This is a genomic window from Ureibacillus thermophilus (assembly GCF_004331915.1).
GTDB lineage: Bacteria > Bacillota > Bacilli > Bacillales_A > Planococcaceae > Ureibacillus > Ureibacillus thermophilus.
Genome location: NZ_CP036528.1, coordinates 1,396,630 through 1,413,294 on the forward strand (window position 1 = coordinate 1,396,630; position 16,665 = coordinate 1,413,294).

The window sequence follows — 16,665 nt, forward strand, 5'->3', positions numbered from 1 at the left end:
GTATCAAATTCCGCTGATAAATTTTCGGATGAACATTTTTATTAAAGGAATTTTACTTGACACACCTATTCAAAATCGATATGATACAGTAGAAAAACTATGATTGGAGAGACATTCGATGTTACTGGAAAAAACGACGCGGATGAATTTTCTCTTCGACTTTTATCAAGCCTTGTTGACGGATAAACAGCGCGCCTATATGGAGCTTTATTATCTAGACGACCTTTCATTGGGCGAAATTGCTGAAAGCTATAAAGTTTCCCGACAAGCTGTATATGATAATATCCGCCGTACAGAGGCAATGCTTGAAGAATATGAAGAAAAACTGAAATTATTCGAAAAGTTCCAAAAGCGTCAAGAAACCATTGAAAAACTAGTCTCCGCTATTAAAGAACAAGCGCCTATTGAAGAACAATTACAATTAATCGATCAATTAAAAGAAACGGATTAGGAGGCGAAAAGTTTGGCATTTGAAGGATTATCAGAACGACTCCAGAGCACAATCCAGAAAATCAAAGGCAAAGGAAAAGTAACGGAAGCAGACGTTAAACAAATGATGAGAGAAGTGCGTCTTGCTTTAATTGAAGCCGATGTCAACTTGAAAGTTGTTAAAGACTTTGTCAAACGAGTAAGTGAGCGGGCGATCGGCTCCGAGGTTATGAAAAGTTTAACACCTGGTCAACAAATTATTAAAATCGTAAAAGATGAATTGACAGAGTTGATGGGTGGTGAGCATAGTCAAATTAAATTTAATCCAAAGCCTCCAACGGTGATTATGATGGTCGGCCTGCAAGGGGCAGGTAAAACAACGACGACGGGAAAATTGGCAAATCTGCTAAGAAAAAAATACAATCGAAAACCGCTCCTTGTTGCTGCTGACGTTTATCGTCCAGCGGCCATCCAACAATTGGAAACATTAGGGAAACAGCTCTCCATTCCAGTGTTTTCCCTTGGTGCGGATGTTTCTCCTGTGAAAATTGCCGAAGAAGCTATTGAACATGCAAAGAAAGAACATTTTGACGTGGTCATTATCGATACAGCTGGTCGATTACATATCGATGAACAATTGATGGACGAATTAAAAAATATTCGTGCCCTGAAAGAGCCCGATGAAATATTCTTAGTTGTGGATGCAATGACTGGTCAAGATGCAGTGAATGTGGCCCAAAGCTTCAATGATGCACTCGGCATTACCGGCGTTATCTTAACAAAGTTGGACGGCGATACTCGCGGTGGTGCAGCACTTTCCATTCGTGCCGTTACTGAAAAGCCGATCAAATTCGTCGGTATGGGCGAGAAAATGGATGCCCTAGAACCATTCCACCCAGAGCGCATGGCTTCCCGAATTTTAGGAATGGGGGATGTCCTTTCTTTAATTGAAAAAGCCCAGGCCAATGTCGATTTAGAAAAAGCGAAAGAGCTTGAAGAAAAATTTAAAACGCAAACCTTTACTTTTGATGATTTTATTGAACAGCTGAAAGCCGTTCGAAAAATGGGACCGTTAGAAGATTTGCTTAAAATGATTCCGGGGTTTAGCAAAATCAAAGGTTTAAATAATATTCAAATTGATGAAAAGCAAATCGACCGTCTTGAGGCGATTATTTATTCCATGACGAAAGAAGAAAGGGAGCATCCGGAAATCATCAATGCGAGCCGAAAAAAACGGATTGCCAAAGGTTCTGGAACATCCATTCAAGACGTCAATCGACTGCTCAAGCAATTTGAAGATATGAAAAAAATGATGAAGCAAATGGCAGGCATGACACAAGGCAAAGGCAAGAAGAAAATGAAAATTCCAGGCATCGATTCATTTTTTAAATTTTAATTTATACTGTTAAGAAAAAACACTTTACAAACAATTAAAACACTGTTATTATTCTATCTTGTGTAAAACTAATTCGGAGGTGCTAAATTAACATGGCAGTAAAAATTCGTTTAAAACGTATGGGAGCAAAAAAATCTCCTTTCTATCGTATTGTAGTTGCTGATTCTCGTTCTCCACGCGATGGACGTTCAATTGAAACAGTAGGCTACTACAATCCATTAACTGTACCAGCAACTGTAAACATTGATGAAGAGAAAGCTCTTAAATGGTTGGCAAATGGTGCAAAACCATCTGATACAGTTCGCAACTTGTTCTCACAACAAGGCATTATGGAAAAATTCCACAATTTAAAATTCAATAAAAACGCTTAATTCACATTTTTGGAGGTGTCCGCATGCAACAGCTGATTGAAACAATCGTAAAACCACTTGTTGACTATCCAGAAGACGTGCGCGTTGAAAAAGATGAAAACGCGAACCGTATTGTTTATAAGCTTTTTGTGAATCCTTTAGATCGAGGAAAAGTGATAGGGAAACACGGTCGTGTTGCGAAAGCAATTCGGACTATTGTTTATTCAGCAAGCGGTCACCACAAGAAAAAAACATACGTCGATATTTTAGATTAATGTAAAAAGGGGCTATTTCGGCCCCTTTTTATTCGTATTGCAGGTTGATATTCTGCTTCAAAGAAAAGGATGCGTCCCTGTTTCCAACTCCAATATCCAACAAATTGATAAGAATCAATAAATGAATATCACTAGGAACATCAAAATAAATAATGTACGATTATGAAAGAAGAAACAGTAGAAAAACTTCATTTATAAAGAAGAGGTGTTTGTTGAATGGAATGGTTAAATGTGGGCCGCATTGTTAACACCCATGGCATTCGGGGAGAGGTTAGAGTTCTCTCTTCCACTGATTTTGAAGAGATTCGATTTAAAAAAGGATCCAAACTGGCCATTTTTAAAAATGACCGTTCAGAACCGATATGGGTGATTGTTGAAAATGCCAGAAGACATAAAAACTTTATTTTATTGACTTTTGAAGGTTATGATAACATCAATCAAGTGGAGCCATTTAAAAACAGCCTATTAAAAATATCAAAAGACCAATTAAACGAAGATGAATTGGAAGAAAATGAATACTATTATTTTGAAATCATTGGCTGCCAAGTTTATTCAGAGGAAGGCGAACATCTAGGTGAAATCAGCAATATTTTGGAAACAGGTGCCAATGATGTTTGGGAAATGAAAGATCAAAAAGGAAAAAAATACTATATTCCATACATTGAAGATGTCGTAAAAGAGATTGATGTGGACAATAAACGGATTACCATTCATGTGATGGAAGGATTATTATCATGAAAATACATGTGCTTACATTATTCCCGGAAATGTTTCCAGGGGTGTTTGGTTCATCTATTTTAAAAAAAGCCCAAGAAAAAGGACTTGTGGAAATTCATGTTTCCAATATCCGAGATTTTAGCGACAATAAACATAAACAAGTAGACGATTATCCTTATGGCGGGGGAGCGGGCATGGTATTGAAGCCGGAGCCGGTGTTTCGTGCGGTTGAGGAGATTACCCAAGGTAAGAATCCCCGAATCATCCTGATGTGTCCACAAGGTGAAAGGTTTACTCAGAAGAAAGCGGAAGAGCTGGCGCAAGAAGAGGAACTGGTATTGATTTGTGGGCATTATGAAGGATACGATGAGCGCATACGGGAGTATTTAGTGACCGATGAAATCTCGATTGGGGATTTTGTGCTCACAGGCGGTGAAATACCGGCAATGGCGGTCATTGATGCGGTCGTACGTTTAATTCCAGGCGTATTGGGACAAGAAGCTTCCCATATTCATGATTCCTTTTCCACAGGGCTATTGGAGCATCCTCATTACACAAGACCCCAAGACTTTAGAGGAATGAAAGTGCCGGACGTGCTTCTCTCTGGAAACCATCAAAAAATTGAAGAATGGCGAATGGAACAGTCGCTGAAGCGCACTTTTGAGCGGAGACCTGATTTATTGGAGCAAATGGAATTGACGCCAAAACAAAAGGCGTATATCGAAACATTAAAAAGAAAAAGTACAGAAAGATGAATATTTTAAAAGCTGGATTAATATGAATAAACATCCCTTTTAGTAGATTGTTTGTCTCTTCGGATTTCGCTTGCATATTGACTTGAATTATGTTATTATTCACTTTGTGCTTCTATGGGAAGCGTTAATTACGATGTTCCGCTGTAGTGGCAATACTATATGAACATTCGATATAAGGGGAGAAAAAAGATGTCAAATATTATTGCTGAAATTACAAAAGAACAACTTCGCACAGACCTTCCTGAATTCCGTCCTGGTGATACAGTTCGCGTACACGTGAAAATTCTAGAAGGTAACCGCGAACGTATCCAAGCATTCGAAGGCGTTGTCATCAAACGTCGTGGCGGCGGAATCAGCGAAACATTTACTGTACGTAAAGTTTCTTACGGTGTAGGTGTTGAACGTACATTCCCTCTACACTCACCAAAAATTGCGAAATTAGAAGTTGTTCGTCGTGGTAAAGTACGTCGTGCAAAACTTTACTATCTACGCAATTTACGCGGAAAAGCAGCACGTATCAAAGAAATTCTATAATTTTTCTACTAAGGGGGCTTTGTTTCAAAAAGCCTCCTTTCTTTTGCTTGTCATGAAGTATAAAAATGGAATAGAATGTAGATAGCAGGTTTGGAGGGGACGCTCTCGTGGAAAAAGGCAAAAAAGAAAAAAGTGAGATTTGGGAATGGACGAAGGCGTTAATTATCGCTCTTCTCATTGCTGTCGTTATACGATATTTTTTATTTACTCCCATCGTAGTTGATGGAGATTCTATGATGCCGACTTTAAAAGATGGGGATAAGATGATTGTCAATAAAATCGGTTATCGTTTAGGAGAACCAAAGAGATTTGATATCGTTGTGTTCCATGCTCCGGAAGGAAAAGACTATATTAAACGAGTTATCGGTCTTCCAGGGGAGCATATTGAATATAAAGATGATCAGCTCTATGTCAATGGTGAACCGATTGATGAACCTTATTTGGATGAATATAAGTCCCAACTTTCAGAAGGCCAATTAACGCAAGATTTTACTCTTGAAGATATCGACCCGAATATGGATGTTATTCCAGAAGGGTATGTGTTTGTCATGGGAGATAACCGACGCTACAGCAAAGATAGCCGACATATAGGTGTTGTCAGCATCGATAAAATCGTTGGTAAAACCAATGTTGTCTTTTGGCCTTTAAGTGAAGTAAAAATTGTGAAATAAAAGAGCGGAGTAGCTGTTCAACTCCTTTTCTTTTTTTGGCGAAAGGAGGAACTCAAGTGACAATTCAATGGTTTCCGGGACACATGGCGAAAGCAAAGCGGGAAGTTCAGGAAAAGTTAAAACTGGTGGATATTGTTTTTGAACTTGTGGATGCCCGCCTGCCGCTATCTTCAAGAAATCCGATGATTGATGAAGTGATTCAGCAAAAACCAAGGTTGATTTTATTAAATAAAGCGGATATGGCAGACGAATCCGAAACGAAAAAATGGATTGAATATTTTTCAAATAAAGGGTTTAAAGCGGTTGCCGTCAATTCCTTCCAAGGAAAAGGGCTGCAACAAGTAACGAAAGCTGCCCAAGAGATTTTAGCGGACAAGTGGGCGCGCATGAGAGCAAAAGGCATGAAAAACCGCGCCATCCGTGCAATGATTGTGGGAATACCGAACGTAGGAAAGTCCACATTAATCAATCGATTGGCTAAAAGAAACGTAGCCAAAACAGGAAATACTCCTGGTGTGACGAAAGCTCAGCAATGGGTGAAGGTCGGAAAAGAGCTGGAACTTTTGGACACGCCAGGGATTTTATGGCCGAAATTCGAAGATCCAGAAGTGGGATTGAAGCTTGCGCTGACGGGAGCAATTAAAGATGCCATTATCAATATGGAAGATTTGGCCGTCTACGCATTGAACTTTTTGTCCACCCATTACCCAGAACAAATGCGGGAGCGTTATGGAATCGACTCGGTAGATGAGGAAATCGTGAAAACTTTTGACCATATTGGAAGATTGCGCAATGTGTTAGGCGCAGGCGGTGAAATTGATTATGACCGTGTATCGGAGTTGATTGTCCGAGACATTCGCAATTTAGAATTAGGAAAGCTGACCTTTGATTTTGTGGAAGAAGAATTAGAAAAAGAAACGGTTGAAAATTAATGGAAAAACCATCCGTCAAGTTTGAAATAAGAAACTTGATGGATGGTTTTTTATTATGCAGGCATTTCGGTTGGAGTTGGAGTGGAGTAGCCTTCTTGATATTTTTCGTCGATATATGTCCTAATTTCTTGAATGGATTTCCCATCTTTGGCTAGTTTTGCTGATTCAACGGCAATCTCCAAGCAAACTTGGCAGCGGGTTCCGTGGTCATCCCAAAGCACTTCATCTTCCCGAATTTCTGCGATGAAGCAATTTAAACTGCTTCTGTGGCCTGCTGATTCCCCACATCCGCAATAGCAAGGAATCCACTCTAATACATCAGCATATTCTAAAGCGATTTTATATACAGCTGACACTGTTTCATGTTTTTCCTTTAAAAAAGCAGGCAATTCCTCCTTAGCAGTAAGTTCCTGCAAATCTCCGGACAACGGATTGTGCTGCGTATGGCTTTCTTCATGATGTTCCATTGGACTTTTCTTTTCATGTTGTGCTGATTCCTCATTGCAGGCAATTAGCAGGATTAAAAGTATCAATACAATGTACAGTTTATTCATTTTTTTTTCCTCCATGACCTATTCTATTCCCCATCATTATAAAATAAATTGATGGGCCAGTACAACAGGGGTAGAATAACTCTATAGTCTTATAAGCTATGGAATGAAACCGATATAAAATAAAAATAGGAGAAAGAATGAGTTTTATATGAAAACAATAAAAGAAATTGTAGAAGCGTTAAAAAACGCGAAAACCTATGAACCATGGATGCAGGAACTAGAAAAGGACGAACGGGCAAGCGTACAAAAAGCTTTTTTGCAATTTCAAAAACGGATGGAAAAACAAAAAAAATTACATGAACAATTCCGGCAAAAACAATCTTTTGACGAAAGTTTCCTTCCCTTTGAAGGCGCTTATTTAGCGGGAGTGGATGAAGCGGGAAGAGGGCCTTTAGCCGGACCGGTCGTGACTTGCGCTGTCATTTTGCCTAAAGATTGCCCGGAGTTGGTTGGAGTTAACGATTCAAAACAACTTTCCAAAAAGAAACGGGCGGAATTTGCAGAGATTATAAAAAAACACGCCATCGATTATTACATTCATTTTCAAAGTGCGGAAGTCATTGATGAAATCAATATTTTAGAAGCGACAAAACAATCGATGAAAACATGCGTAGAAAATTTAAAAATTCGTCCGGATTTTGTCATTGCGGATGCCGTCTCAATTCCAATAGATATACAACAAGAAGCGATAGTAAAGGGCGATGCGAAAAGCCTTGCCATTGGCGCGGCATCCATATTAGCGAAACATGAACGGGATTTATATATGGAAGAACTACATAAACAATATCCTCAATACGGATTCGACAAAAACGCCGGATACGGCACAAAGGAACATTTGGAAGCCATTGAACGGTTTGGACCGACTGTTCATCATCGGAAAACCTTTGAACCAATTAAATCCATGCTAGAGGAGAAGGTGAAGCTATGACCATTCCTTCCTTTCAACCGATTCAAAATCAGCAGATGAACGTTCAAAAAAGCCCTTTAGTATTAAAACAAGGGCAAGTTTTTTATGGCAGTGTAAAACAATTATATCCAAATCAAACAGCCGAAATTCAAATAGGCGGGCATCGGCTTGTGGCAAAGCTAGAAACGCCTTTAAAGGTGGGAGATGCGCATTTTTTTCAAGTGACAAGCACAAATCCTGAAGCGCAATTGAAAGTGGTTTCTGGGCCTATTGTGAAGGATTCTTTGAATGTGCAGCAATTGATGGAATCTTTAAATTTGCCAAAGAGCCAAGAGATGCAGCAATTGTTGTCCCATTTTCTTAAAAATCAACTGCCGATTGCAAAGGAGCAATTGCTGCAAGCAGAGAGCTGGTTAAAAAATTTGCCGGAGGGCGTATTAAAGCAGGAAGCGCTGCAAGCATTGCAAAAATTGGTGGATTTAAAAATCCCATTTACAGAAGAAGGGTTTAAAGCGCTCCTTTTTGGTTCTAAAACAAATGGCATCACAAAAAATCTCGAGCAATTTGTTAAGTTGCTTGAACAAAATAGCCAAATATCCCCGCAAGTAAAAGCCAATCTATTCAATGCCATAGAGTCCATTGCCAAACCTTTTCAAACTGAAAAAGCTGGGATGATGATTGCTCGTTCTATAAACATTCTTTTGCAAAGTGAACAAGGAGCAAATTCAAAAGACGCGTTGAATCTTTTAATTCAAGGTTCAGCGTTGAAAAACGAAGGATTGAATGAAGCAAAGCTTGCATCCAGCGAACTACCTGCAAACCAAGCTTCTAAAGAGGCTAAAATTTTAACAAATGGGCCGACGCCTAGAAACGAGACATTGAACGCCTTCAAAGAAGCGAAACTATTGGCCAAAGATTCTGCAGTAAAAACGGCAGCGTTAAATATTTTAAAAGAAGCAGCCATATTGCCGAAGGAAGCTAACTTAGAAAATTGGTTGAATTTGCTCAAAGTTTCTTCCCGCAACGAAACGGCAGGAAGCTTTATTTCCCAACTGCAATTTAACTCCAACCCGTCAATGGCTCAAAAGATTCAACAAATTACACAGTTTATTGAAAATGAACCAAACTTATCGGCACAGCAAAAAAATGCCATCCACCAACTGGTCAAATCTTTTGAAGGATCTAATCATAGCGAGCAATTAGTGAAACAGCTTCATACAGAACTTTTAAAAGCTTATTCAGAACAAACACTTAATGGAATATTCACAAAAGAACAAGGTATTTCCCCAAAGGTTCAACTTTTGTCGCTTTTAAAACACGAATTGGCTGAAAATCCCGAAATCGCATTAAAAAATATAGCCAAAATTTTTGAAAATTCGAACGAACAGGCAACAAAGGCGATGCTCGCAGAATCGGAAGCAACGCTGCTTTCCAAATTAAACGGCCAAGGGATGGAAAAAGCCATTCATACGATTTTAAAAAACCTTGGATTGAGCTTTGAAGCGGCATTGAACAAAAATGCAGATATCGAAACAATGATGCAGTCTTTAAAGCCTCAATTGTTGTTGCTCGTGCAGGATGAACATTCACCGGCGGAATTAAAAAATGCGGCAGAAATCCTTCTTGCACGCTTAAATGGCATGCAGCTTTTATCCGGAGAAGCAGGACATCAGCATCAAATCATCATGCAAATTCCATTGCACTTTTTAGGAAAACAGGTGGATGCGACGGTTCAATGGAATGGCAGAATGAATAAAGATGGTAAAATTGATTCCGATTTTGCTCGAATTCTATTCTATTTAAATCTGGAGGCTTTAAAAGAAACGGTCATTGATATGCAAGTGCAAAATCGAATTGTGACGATTTATGTATACAATGAACAAAAAGGGTTGGAAGTATTTGCAGAGCCATTGAAAAAAACATTAAAAGCCGGCTTGGAAGAAAGAAATTATCATCTATCTGGCGTAATGTTTAAACCTTTCGCGAAAAAGGAAAGTCTATCAAAAACAATGGAAAAAGGCAATGATTGTAAGACGCCTCATAAGGGGGTAGATATTCGCATATGAAAGAAAAACGAAAGGAAGCGATTGCCCTTTTATATAATCCTGAAGACACAAGTCCAAGAGTAGTGGCAAAAGGGAAAGGGAAAATTGCGGAAAATATTCTTCAAAAAGCGGAGGAGCATCATGTTCCAATCTATGAAGATCCAAATCTTGTAGAACTATTGGGACAACTAGATTTAAACGAATCCATCCCCCCCGATTTGTATGAAGCGGTGGCGGAAGTTTTCGCTTTTATTTATCGTTTAGACAGAAAAATTAGTTCAAATAGTTGACAAGATTATAGCGATATTGTAAAAGTAAAAGGGTATTATGTGCATAATGCAGAAAAAAATGTCTAAAACTAGTTTATTTTTACGAAAAACGAGAATATAGACATTTGATAAACATTTGATTAAAATAATAATAGTCAGAATTTTTTTCCGATTATTGGTGAATTGGAGGATGGCAAATGAATATCCATGAGTATCAGGGGAAGGAAATACTTAGAAACTATGGAGTGGCAGTTCCGAACGGCAGAGTCGCTTTTTCTCCAGAAGAGGCTGTAAAAGTGGCGAAGGAACTTAATTCAAATATTATTGTAGTAAAAGCGCAAATCCATGCAGGCGGACGAGGAAAAGCTGGCGGGGTAAAAGTGGCGAAAAATTTAGATGAGGTACGAGCATACGCAAAAGAATTGCTAGGAAAAAAATTAGTCACAAAACAAACAGGTCCTCAAGGAAAAGAAGTTAAACGCCTTTATATTGAAGAAGGCTGCGAAATAAAAAAAGAGTATTATTTAAGTTTCATATTAGACCGTTCCACTTCCCGAATTACTGTGATGGGTTCTTCTGAAGGCGGAATGGAAATTGAAGAAGTGGCGGAACAATCACCTGAGAAAATTTTCAAAGAAGTGATTGATCCGGTGACAGGTTTATTACCATTCCAAGCGAGAAGATTGGCGCTTAACATGGAAATTCCTACAAAATTACTAAATCAAGCTGTTAAACTTATGATTGGATTATATACAGCTTTTGTAGAAAAAGATGCTTCTATTCTTGAAATTAATCCACTTGTTTTGACAGAAGACGACAAAATTATGGCGCTAGATGCGAAATTTAATTTTGATGGCAACGCCCTTTATCGTCATCCTGATATTGTTGAACTACGTGATTTTGATGAAGAAGACCCGAAAGAAATTCAAGCATCCAAATATGATTTGAACTATATTTCCTTGGATGGAAATATTGGTTGCCTTGTAAACGGTGCAGGGCTTGCGATGGCTACCATGGACACAATCAGCTACTATGGGGGCTCTCCAGCCAACTTCTTGGATGTTGGAGGCGGTGCAAATACAGAAAAGGTGACGGAAGCATTTAAAATTATTCTTTCCGATCCAAATGTAAAAGGTATTTTCATCAATATCTTTGGGGGAATTATGAAATGTGATGTCATCGCAGAAGGTGTTGTTGCTGCAGCGAAAGAAGTAGGTCTAAACGTTCCGTTAGTTGTTCGCTTGGAAGGGACAAATTCCAAACTCGGAAAAGAAATATTAAATCAATCCGGTTTAAATATTATCGGTACAACTTCAATGGCTGAAGGCGCACAAAAAATCATTGAACTTGTAAAGTAAGAAAGGCTGGGGAGTAGAATGGCGATTTACGTAAATAAAGATACGAAAGTCATTGTTCAAGGAATTACCGGAGATACAGCTTTATTTCACACAAAACAAATGTTGGAATATGGTACGAAAATCGTAGCAGGTGTGACACCTGGTAAAGGTGGACAAATTATTGAAGGAGTACCTGTCTTTAATACGGTGGCTGAAGCAAAAGCAGCAACAGGCGCCAATGCTTCTGTTATTTTCGTTCCTGCACCATTTGCCGCCGATGCGATTATAGAAGCGGTGGAAGCAGAATTGGAATTTACATGTTGCATTACTGAACATATTCCAGTTTTAGACATGGTGAAAGTTAAGCGTTATATGGAAGGGAAGAAAACCCGCTTACTAGGGCCAAACTGTCCTGGACTCGTGACAGCTGAAGAATGCAAAATTGGAATTATGCCGGGATATATTTTGAAAAAAGGGCATGTAGGAATTGTATCCCGCTCCGGTACATTAACTTATGAAGCGGTACACCAATTAACGGAAGCAGGTATTGGGCAAACAACAGCGGTTGGTATCGGTGGTGACCCGGTAAATGGCACAAGTTTCGTAGATGTATTAAAAGAATTTAATGAAGATCCGGAAACGTATGCGGTTGTAATGATTGGAGAAATTGGCGGTACTGCGGAAGAAGAAGCGGCGGCTTGGATTAAAGAAAACATGAGAAAACCGGTTGTCGGATTCATCGCTGGTCAAACAGCCCCTCCTGGTAAACGAATGGGACATGCGGGAGCAATTATTTCCGGTGGGAAAGGTACAGCAAAAGAAAAAATTAAAGCGATGAATGATGCGGGAATTGAGGTTGCACCAACACCATCCGTCATCGGGGAAACATTAATTAAAGTTTTGAAAGAAAAAGGACTATACGAAAAATGTAAAACCCATTAAACTAAAAAGTGTAGCGCCATTGTGCGTTACACTTTTTCATTCCCTTTCTATATTTATGGCGGTCACAAATCATTTCTTGAAGGAGTGGTTCAGTGGACTCATTTTCGTTGAATGAGTTATTAGCCCTCCACTATGTTTACCCTCTACCATTAAACAAGCTGAAAAAACTATTAAATGAAATTTCTTCCCTCCAAGCTCTCATTGAATTATCTCCTGCAAAATTGCAAACCATTCTCCATCTTTCATCAGAAAATGCCAATCAGATTTTAATAAATTATAAGAGAATATTAAAAAATAATTTATATGATGCATATAATGATAAAGGAATCCATGTTATTCCATATACTGATTCCAATTACCCCCGTTCTTTATTCACCTTGATTGATCCGCCAGCGGTTCTTTATGCAAAAGGGGATCTTTCATTACTGAAAAAAAGAAAAATTGCTATTATCGGTTCCAGAATGGCAACAGACTATACAATAAAAGCCTTGGAGGCCATTATTCCTCCGTTGATTGAAAGAGATTTCATCATTGTCAGCGGGCTTGCCAAAGGTGCGGATACGATGGCCCATTTAGCAGCCATTCGATTTGGTGGAAAAACGATTGGCATATTAGGAAACGGATTGTTTTATGTTTATCCGAAACAAAATGAAAACTTAGCGAAGGAAATGGGGAAAAATCATTTATTGGTTACTGAGTTTCCGCCATATGCGGGCCCCAAAAAGTGGCATTTTCCCCTAAGAAATCGTATTATAAGTGGTATTAGCGAGGCGATCGTCGTAACAGAAGCTGCTAGAAAAAGCGGAACATTAATTACAACAGATCATGCTTTAGAACACGGAAAAGACGTTTTTGTTGTCCCAGGTCCCATTGATTCGAAACTGTCGGAAGGAACTAATTATTTATTGAGAGAAGGGGCTACTCCTGTATGGAATGGACAGCAAATTTTAGAGGAACTAAATTTGTTTTTTTAGGGAATCTATTGAAAAAAAGTTGCAATATTATTCAAACTGTTATACATTTTGCTTCAGGAATTTCTTTAATCATTTATCAAGGTGCCTCTAGTGAGGAGGAAGTTAGATGGCAGATTATTTAGTGATAGTGGAATCACCAGCAAAAGCGAAAACCATTGAACGCTATTTAGGAAAAAAATATAAAGTAAAAGCATCCATTGGACATGTAATCGATCTTCCTAAAAGCCAAATGGGGATTGATACGGAAAATAATTATCAACCTAAATATATAACAATCCGCGGAAAAGGCCCGATCTTGCAGGAGTTAAAAACTGCTGCCAAAAAGGCGAAAAAAGTATTTCTTGCAGCCGACCCTGACCGAGAAGGTGAAGCGATTGCATATCATTTAGCGAAAGCGTTAAATATCGATACAGAAAGTGAATGTCGGGTGGTATTTAACGAAATTACAAAGGATGCGATATTAGAATCGTTCAAGCATCCTAGGCCCATTAATAAACATCTTGTGGATGCCCAACAAGCACGCAGAGTATTAGACCGGCTTGTTGGTTACAATATAAGCCCAATATTATGGAAAAAAGTCAAAAAAGGACTATCGGCTGGCCGAGTGCAGTCTGTTGCGTTGCGTCTTATTATCGACAGGGAAAATGAGATTAAAAATTTCGTTCATGAAGAATATTGGACAATTGAAGGAAAATTTGAAAAGGATAAAAAGCAATTTGAAGCTTTATATTTCGGAAATGGAAAAGAAAAAGTAAAACTGACAAATCAAAAACAAGTTGAAGAAATTCTTCAAAAAATAGAAGGTTCCGAATTTGAAGTTTTAAATGTAACGAAAAAGGAGAGAAAAAGAAATCCAGCTCCAGCTTTTACAACTTCCTCCCTTCAGCAAGAAGCAGCAAGGAAATTAAATTTCCGGGCGAAAAAGACGATGATGATTGCCCAGCAGCTTTATGAAGGAATTGATATTGGAAAACAAGAAGGAACAGTCGGGTTAATTACTTACATGCGTACAGATTCAACGCGGGTTTCAGAGGCTGCAAAAGCAGAAGCAATGCAATATATTTACGATCAATATGGTAAGGAATATGTGGCTGGGGAAATTCAAAAGGTGAAAAAACAACCAGCTGCCCAAGATGCCCACGAAGCCATTCGTCCAACCAGCGTTATGAGAACGCCTGAACAATTGAAAGATGTGCTAACACGCGACCAACTGAGACTTTACCGCCTAATTTGGGATCGTTTTGTAGCCAGCCAAATGGCGCCGGCTGTATTGGATACAGTGACAGTGGAACTAAAAAATTCGGACTGCATCTTCCGGGCAAATGGTTCACAAGTGAAATTTTCAGGGTTTATGAAAGTCTATGTGGAAGGAACAGACGACCAAACGGAAGAAACTACAAAAATGCTTCCCGATTTACAAGTGGGGGACAAAATTAAATCTGTAGAAATTAATCCAAAGCAACATTTCACTCAACCGCCTCCACGCTATACGGAAGCAAGACTTGTAAAAGAATTAGAAGAACTTGGCATTGGAAGGCCTTCCACCTATGCACCAACCCTTGATGTTATTCAAAGACGCGGATATGTACAACTCGATAATAAACGCTTTGTACCAACGGAGCTGGGGGAAATCGTCCATTCATTAATGGTTGAATTTTTCCCAGAAATTATTGACATCGAATTTACAGCAAAAATGGAAGCGGATTTAGACAAAATCGAGGAAGGAAAAATTGACTGGATCCAAATTATTGATAATTTTTATAAAGATTTTGAAAAACATCTCCAATATGCTGATGAAGCCATTGAAAAAATTGAAATTAAAGATGAACCAACAGGTGAAGACTGTGAAATATGCGGTGCACCAATGGTCTATAAATTAGGGAGATATGGGAAATTTATGGCTTGTTCCAATTTCCCGGAATGCCGAAATACAAAAACTATTACAAAACCAATCGGCGTAAAATGTCCAAAATGTAAAACCGGTGAAATTGTGGAACGGAAAAGTAAAACAAAACGAGTGTTTTACGGTTGTGAAAAATATCCAGACTGCGATTTTATGTCTTGGGATAAGCCGATTAGTAGACCTTGTCCAAAATGCAATTCATTATTAGTTGAAAAGAAAGTGAAAAAAGGTGTACAAGTTCAATGTACAAATTGCGACTATGAAGAATCTACACAATAAAGTTAGGAAGATGATCAAATGACAGAACAAGTTGTAAATGTAATCGGAGCAGGACTTGCAGGAAGTGAAGCGGCTTGGCAAATTGCAAGCCGCGGCGTCAAAGTAAAATTATATGAAATGAGACCGGTTAAACAAACGCCAGCCCATCACACCGATAAATTTGCTGAGTTGGTTTGTTCCAACTCCTTGCGCGCCAATGCCCTTACAAATGCAGTTGGTGTTTTGAAAGAAGAAATGAGAATTATGAACTCATTAATCATCAAGGCTGCGGATTCAGCAAGCCTTCCTGCTGGTGGGGCGCTGGCTGTTGACCGGCATGAGTTTTCTGGATTTGTAACAGAACAATTGAAAAACCATCCACTTGTTGAAATTGTCAATGAAGAGGTAACGGAAATTCCAGAAGGCATTACAGTCATTGCGACAGGTCCGTTAACGTCTGAAGCATTGGCTAAAAAAATACAAGAGTTGACAGGAGAAGAGTATCTTTATTTCTATGATGCAGCTGCTCCAATTGTGGAGAAAGACAGCATCAATATGGATAAAGTATACTTGAAGTCCCGTTATGATAAAGGGGAAGCAGCCTATTTAAATTGCCCGATGACAAAGGAAGAATTTGAACGGTTTTATGAAGCATTAGTGAATGCGGAAGTCGTCGAATTGAAAGATTTTGAAAAGGAAATATACTTTGAAGGTTGTATGCCAATTGAAGTTATGGCAAAACGTGGACCAAAAACATTATTATTTGGCCCGTTAAAACCAGTAGGATTGGAAGATCCGAGAACTGGGGAACGGCCATATGCGGTGGTGCAGCTTCGACAAGATAATGCGGCGGGAACTTTATATAATATAGTAGGTTTCCAAACTCATTTAAAATGGGGTGCTCAAAAAGAAGTATTCCGTTTAATCCCTGGTTTGGAAAATGTTGAAATCGTCCGTTATGGTGTGATGCATCGCAATACGTTCATCAACTCGCCAAAAGTTTTGATGAAAACATATCAATTAAAATCCCGTCCGAACTTATTTTTCGCTGGACAAATGACGGGAGTGGAAGGATATGTTGAATCTGCAGGAAGCGGACTAATCGCAGGAATCAATGCAGCCCGCTTAGCACTAGGAAAAGAACCTGTCGAATTTCCTATCGAAACGGCTTTAGGAAGCATGGCCCGGTATATTACAGAAGCAGATTCAAAGAACTTCCAACCGATGAATGTCAACTTCGGTATTTTTCCAGAACTTGGCGAACGCATCAAGTCAAAACAAGAACGAGCATTAAAGCATGCTGAGCGTGCAATTGCCATAATTCAAAATTTTATGAATTCTCAAACGATATAATTGATTTTAGCCTCTAAATGTTGCTATAATTTTAGAGGCTATTCTTATGCCCAATTTAATAAAT

At 38.8% G+C, this 16,665-nt stretch carries 18 protein-coding genes; 17 read left to right on the top strand and 1 reads right to left on the bottom strand.

Annotated features, from left to right (window positions below):
* Nucleotides 1-118 precede the first annotated feature (118 nt).
* The 9 genes from DKZ56_RS06880 to ylqF all read left to right on the top strand — a co-directional run bounded on the left by DKZ56_RS06880 (nt 119) and on the right by ylqF (nt 6,059).
* Entirely contained in the window at nt 119-451 is a 333-nt protein-coding gene (locus tag DKZ56_RS06880; protein ID WP_208651991.1) for a putative DNA-binding protein, read from the top strand.
* Between the two features lie 12 nt (nt 452-463).
* Entirely contained in the window at nt 464-1,825 is a 1,362-nt protein-coding gene (gene ffh, locus DKZ56_RS06885; protein WP_208651992.1) for a signal recognition particle protein, read from the top strand.
* Nucleotides 1,826-1,917: 92 nt separating this feature from the next.
* Nucleotides 1,918-2,196 carry a 30S ribosomal protein S16 gene (rpsP, locus tag DKZ56_RS06890; protein WP_208651993.1) on the top strand — a complete coding sequence of 93 codons (279 nt, stop codon included), beginning with the start codon at nt 1,918-1,920 and terminating at the stop codon, nt 2,194-2,196.
* 23 nt (nt 2,197-2,219) lie between these two features.
* A complete protein-coding gene (locus DKZ56_RS06895; RefSeq protein WP_208651994.1) occupies nt 2,220-2,450 on the top strand; it encodes a KH domain-containing protein in 231 nt (76 codons plus the stop codon).
* A 216-nt stretch (nt 2,451-2,666) separates the two neighbouring features.
* Nucleotides 2,667-3,188: a ribosome maturation factor RimM gene (rimM, locus tag DKZ56_RS06900; RefSeq protein WP_208651995.1), complete on the top strand. Its 522-nt coding sequence runs from the start codon at nt 2,667-2,669 to the stop codon at nt 3,186-3,188.
* Entirely contained in the window at nt 3,185-3,922 is a 738-nt protein-coding gene (gene trmD / locus DKZ56_RS06905; RefSeq protein ID WP_208651996.1) for a tRNA (guanosine(37)-N1)-methyltransferase TrmD, read from the top strand. Before rimM ends, trmD begins: the two co-directional genes overlap by 4 nt.
* A gap of 189 nt (nt 3,923-4,111) precedes the next feature.
* Nucleotides 4,112-4,456 (top strand): 50S ribosomal protein L19, encoded by a 345-nt coding sequence (gene rplS / locus DKZ56_RS06910; protein WP_208651997.1) that lies wholly within the window; start codon nt 4,112-4,114, stop codon nt 4,454-4,456.
* Between the two features lie 107 nt (nt 4,457-4,563).
* Complete coding sequence (lepB, locus tag DKZ56_RS06915; protein ID WP_208651998.1) at nt 4,564-5,127, top strand: signal peptidase I; 564 nt, start codon at nt 4,564-4,566, stop codon at nt 5,125-5,127.
* 56 nt (nt 5,128-5,183) lie between these two features.
* Entirely contained in the window at nt 5,184-6,059 is an 876-nt protein-coding gene (gene ylqF / locus DKZ56_RS06920; protein WP_208651999.1) for a ribosome biogenesis GTPase YlqF, read from the top strand.
* Between the two features lie 53 nt (nt 6,060-6,112).
* On the opposite strand, the gene DKZ56_RS06925 is transcribed toward ylqF, so the two are convergent.
* Nucleotides 6,113-6,613, bottom strand: coding sequence for a PCYCGC motif-containing (lipo)protein (locus DKZ56_RS06925; protein WP_208652000.1), 501 nt, complete (start codon nt 6,611-6,613; stop codon nt 6,113-6,115).
* 148 nt (nt 6,614-6,761) lie between these two features.
* On the opposite strand from DKZ56_RS06925, the gene DKZ56_RS06930 reads away from it, so the two are divergent.
* From DKZ56_RS06930 to trmFO, 8 genes are all read left to right on the top strand, one after another.
* Nucleotides 6,762-7,541 (top strand): ribonuclease HII, encoded by a 780-nt coding sequence (locus DKZ56_RS06930; RefSeq protein ID WP_208652001.1) that lies wholly within the window; start codon nt 6,762-6,764, stop codon nt 7,539-7,541.
* A complete protein-coding gene (locus tag DKZ56_RS06935) occupies nt 7,538-9,586 on the top strand; it encodes a hypothetical protein (protein ID WP_208652002.1) in 2,049 nt (682 codons plus the stop codon). The genes DKZ56_RS06930 and DKZ56_RS06935 overlap by 4 nt, the downstream gene beginning before the upstream one ends.
* Entirely contained in the window at nt 9,583-9,855 is a 273-nt protein-coding gene (locus DKZ56_RS06940; protein ID WP_208652003.1) for an EscU/YscU/HrcU family type III secretion system export apparatus switch protein, read from the top strand. Before DKZ56_RS06935 ends, DKZ56_RS06940 begins: the two co-directional genes overlap by 4 nt.
* A 176-nt stretch (nt 9,856-10,031) precedes the next feature.
* Nucleotides 10,032-11,192 carry an ADP-forming succinate--CoA ligase subunit beta gene (gene sucC, locus DKZ56_RS06945; protein ID WP_208652004.1) on the top strand — a complete coding sequence of 387 codons (1,161 nt, stop codon included), beginning with the start codon at nt 10,032-10,034 and terminating at the stop codon, nt 11,190-11,192.
* 18 nt (nt 11,193-11,210) lie between these two features.
* Nucleotides 11,211-12,113 (top strand): succinate--CoA ligase subunit alpha, encoded by a 903-nt coding sequence (sucD, locus tag DKZ56_RS06950; protein WP_208652005.1) that lies wholly within the window; start codon nt 11,211-11,213, stop codon nt 12,111-12,113.
* Between the two features lie 92 nt (nt 12,114-12,205).
* Nucleotides 12,206-13,087 (top strand): DNA-processing protein DprA, encoded by an 882-nt coding sequence (gene dprA, locus DKZ56_RS06955; protein WP_208652006.1) that lies wholly within the window; start codon nt 12,206-12,208, stop codon nt 13,085-13,087.
* 106 nt (nt 13,088-13,193) lie between these two features.
* Nucleotides 13,194-15,269, top strand: a complete 2,076-nt coding sequence (topA, locus tag DKZ56_RS06960) for a type I DNA topoisomerase (protein ID WP_208652007.1) — start codon at nt 13,194-13,196, stop codon at nt 15,267-15,269.
* 18 nt (nt 15,270-15,287) lie between these two features.
* Nucleotides 15,288-16,601 (top strand): FADH(2)-oxidizing methylenetetrahydrofolate--tRNA-(uracil(54)-C(5))-methyltransferase TrmFO, encoded by a 1,314-nt coding sequence (gene trmFO / locus DKZ56_RS06965; protein ID WP_208652008.1) that lies wholly within the window; start codon nt 15,288-15,290, stop codon nt 16,599-16,601.
* Nucleotides 16,602-16,665: the final 64 nt, after the last annotated feature.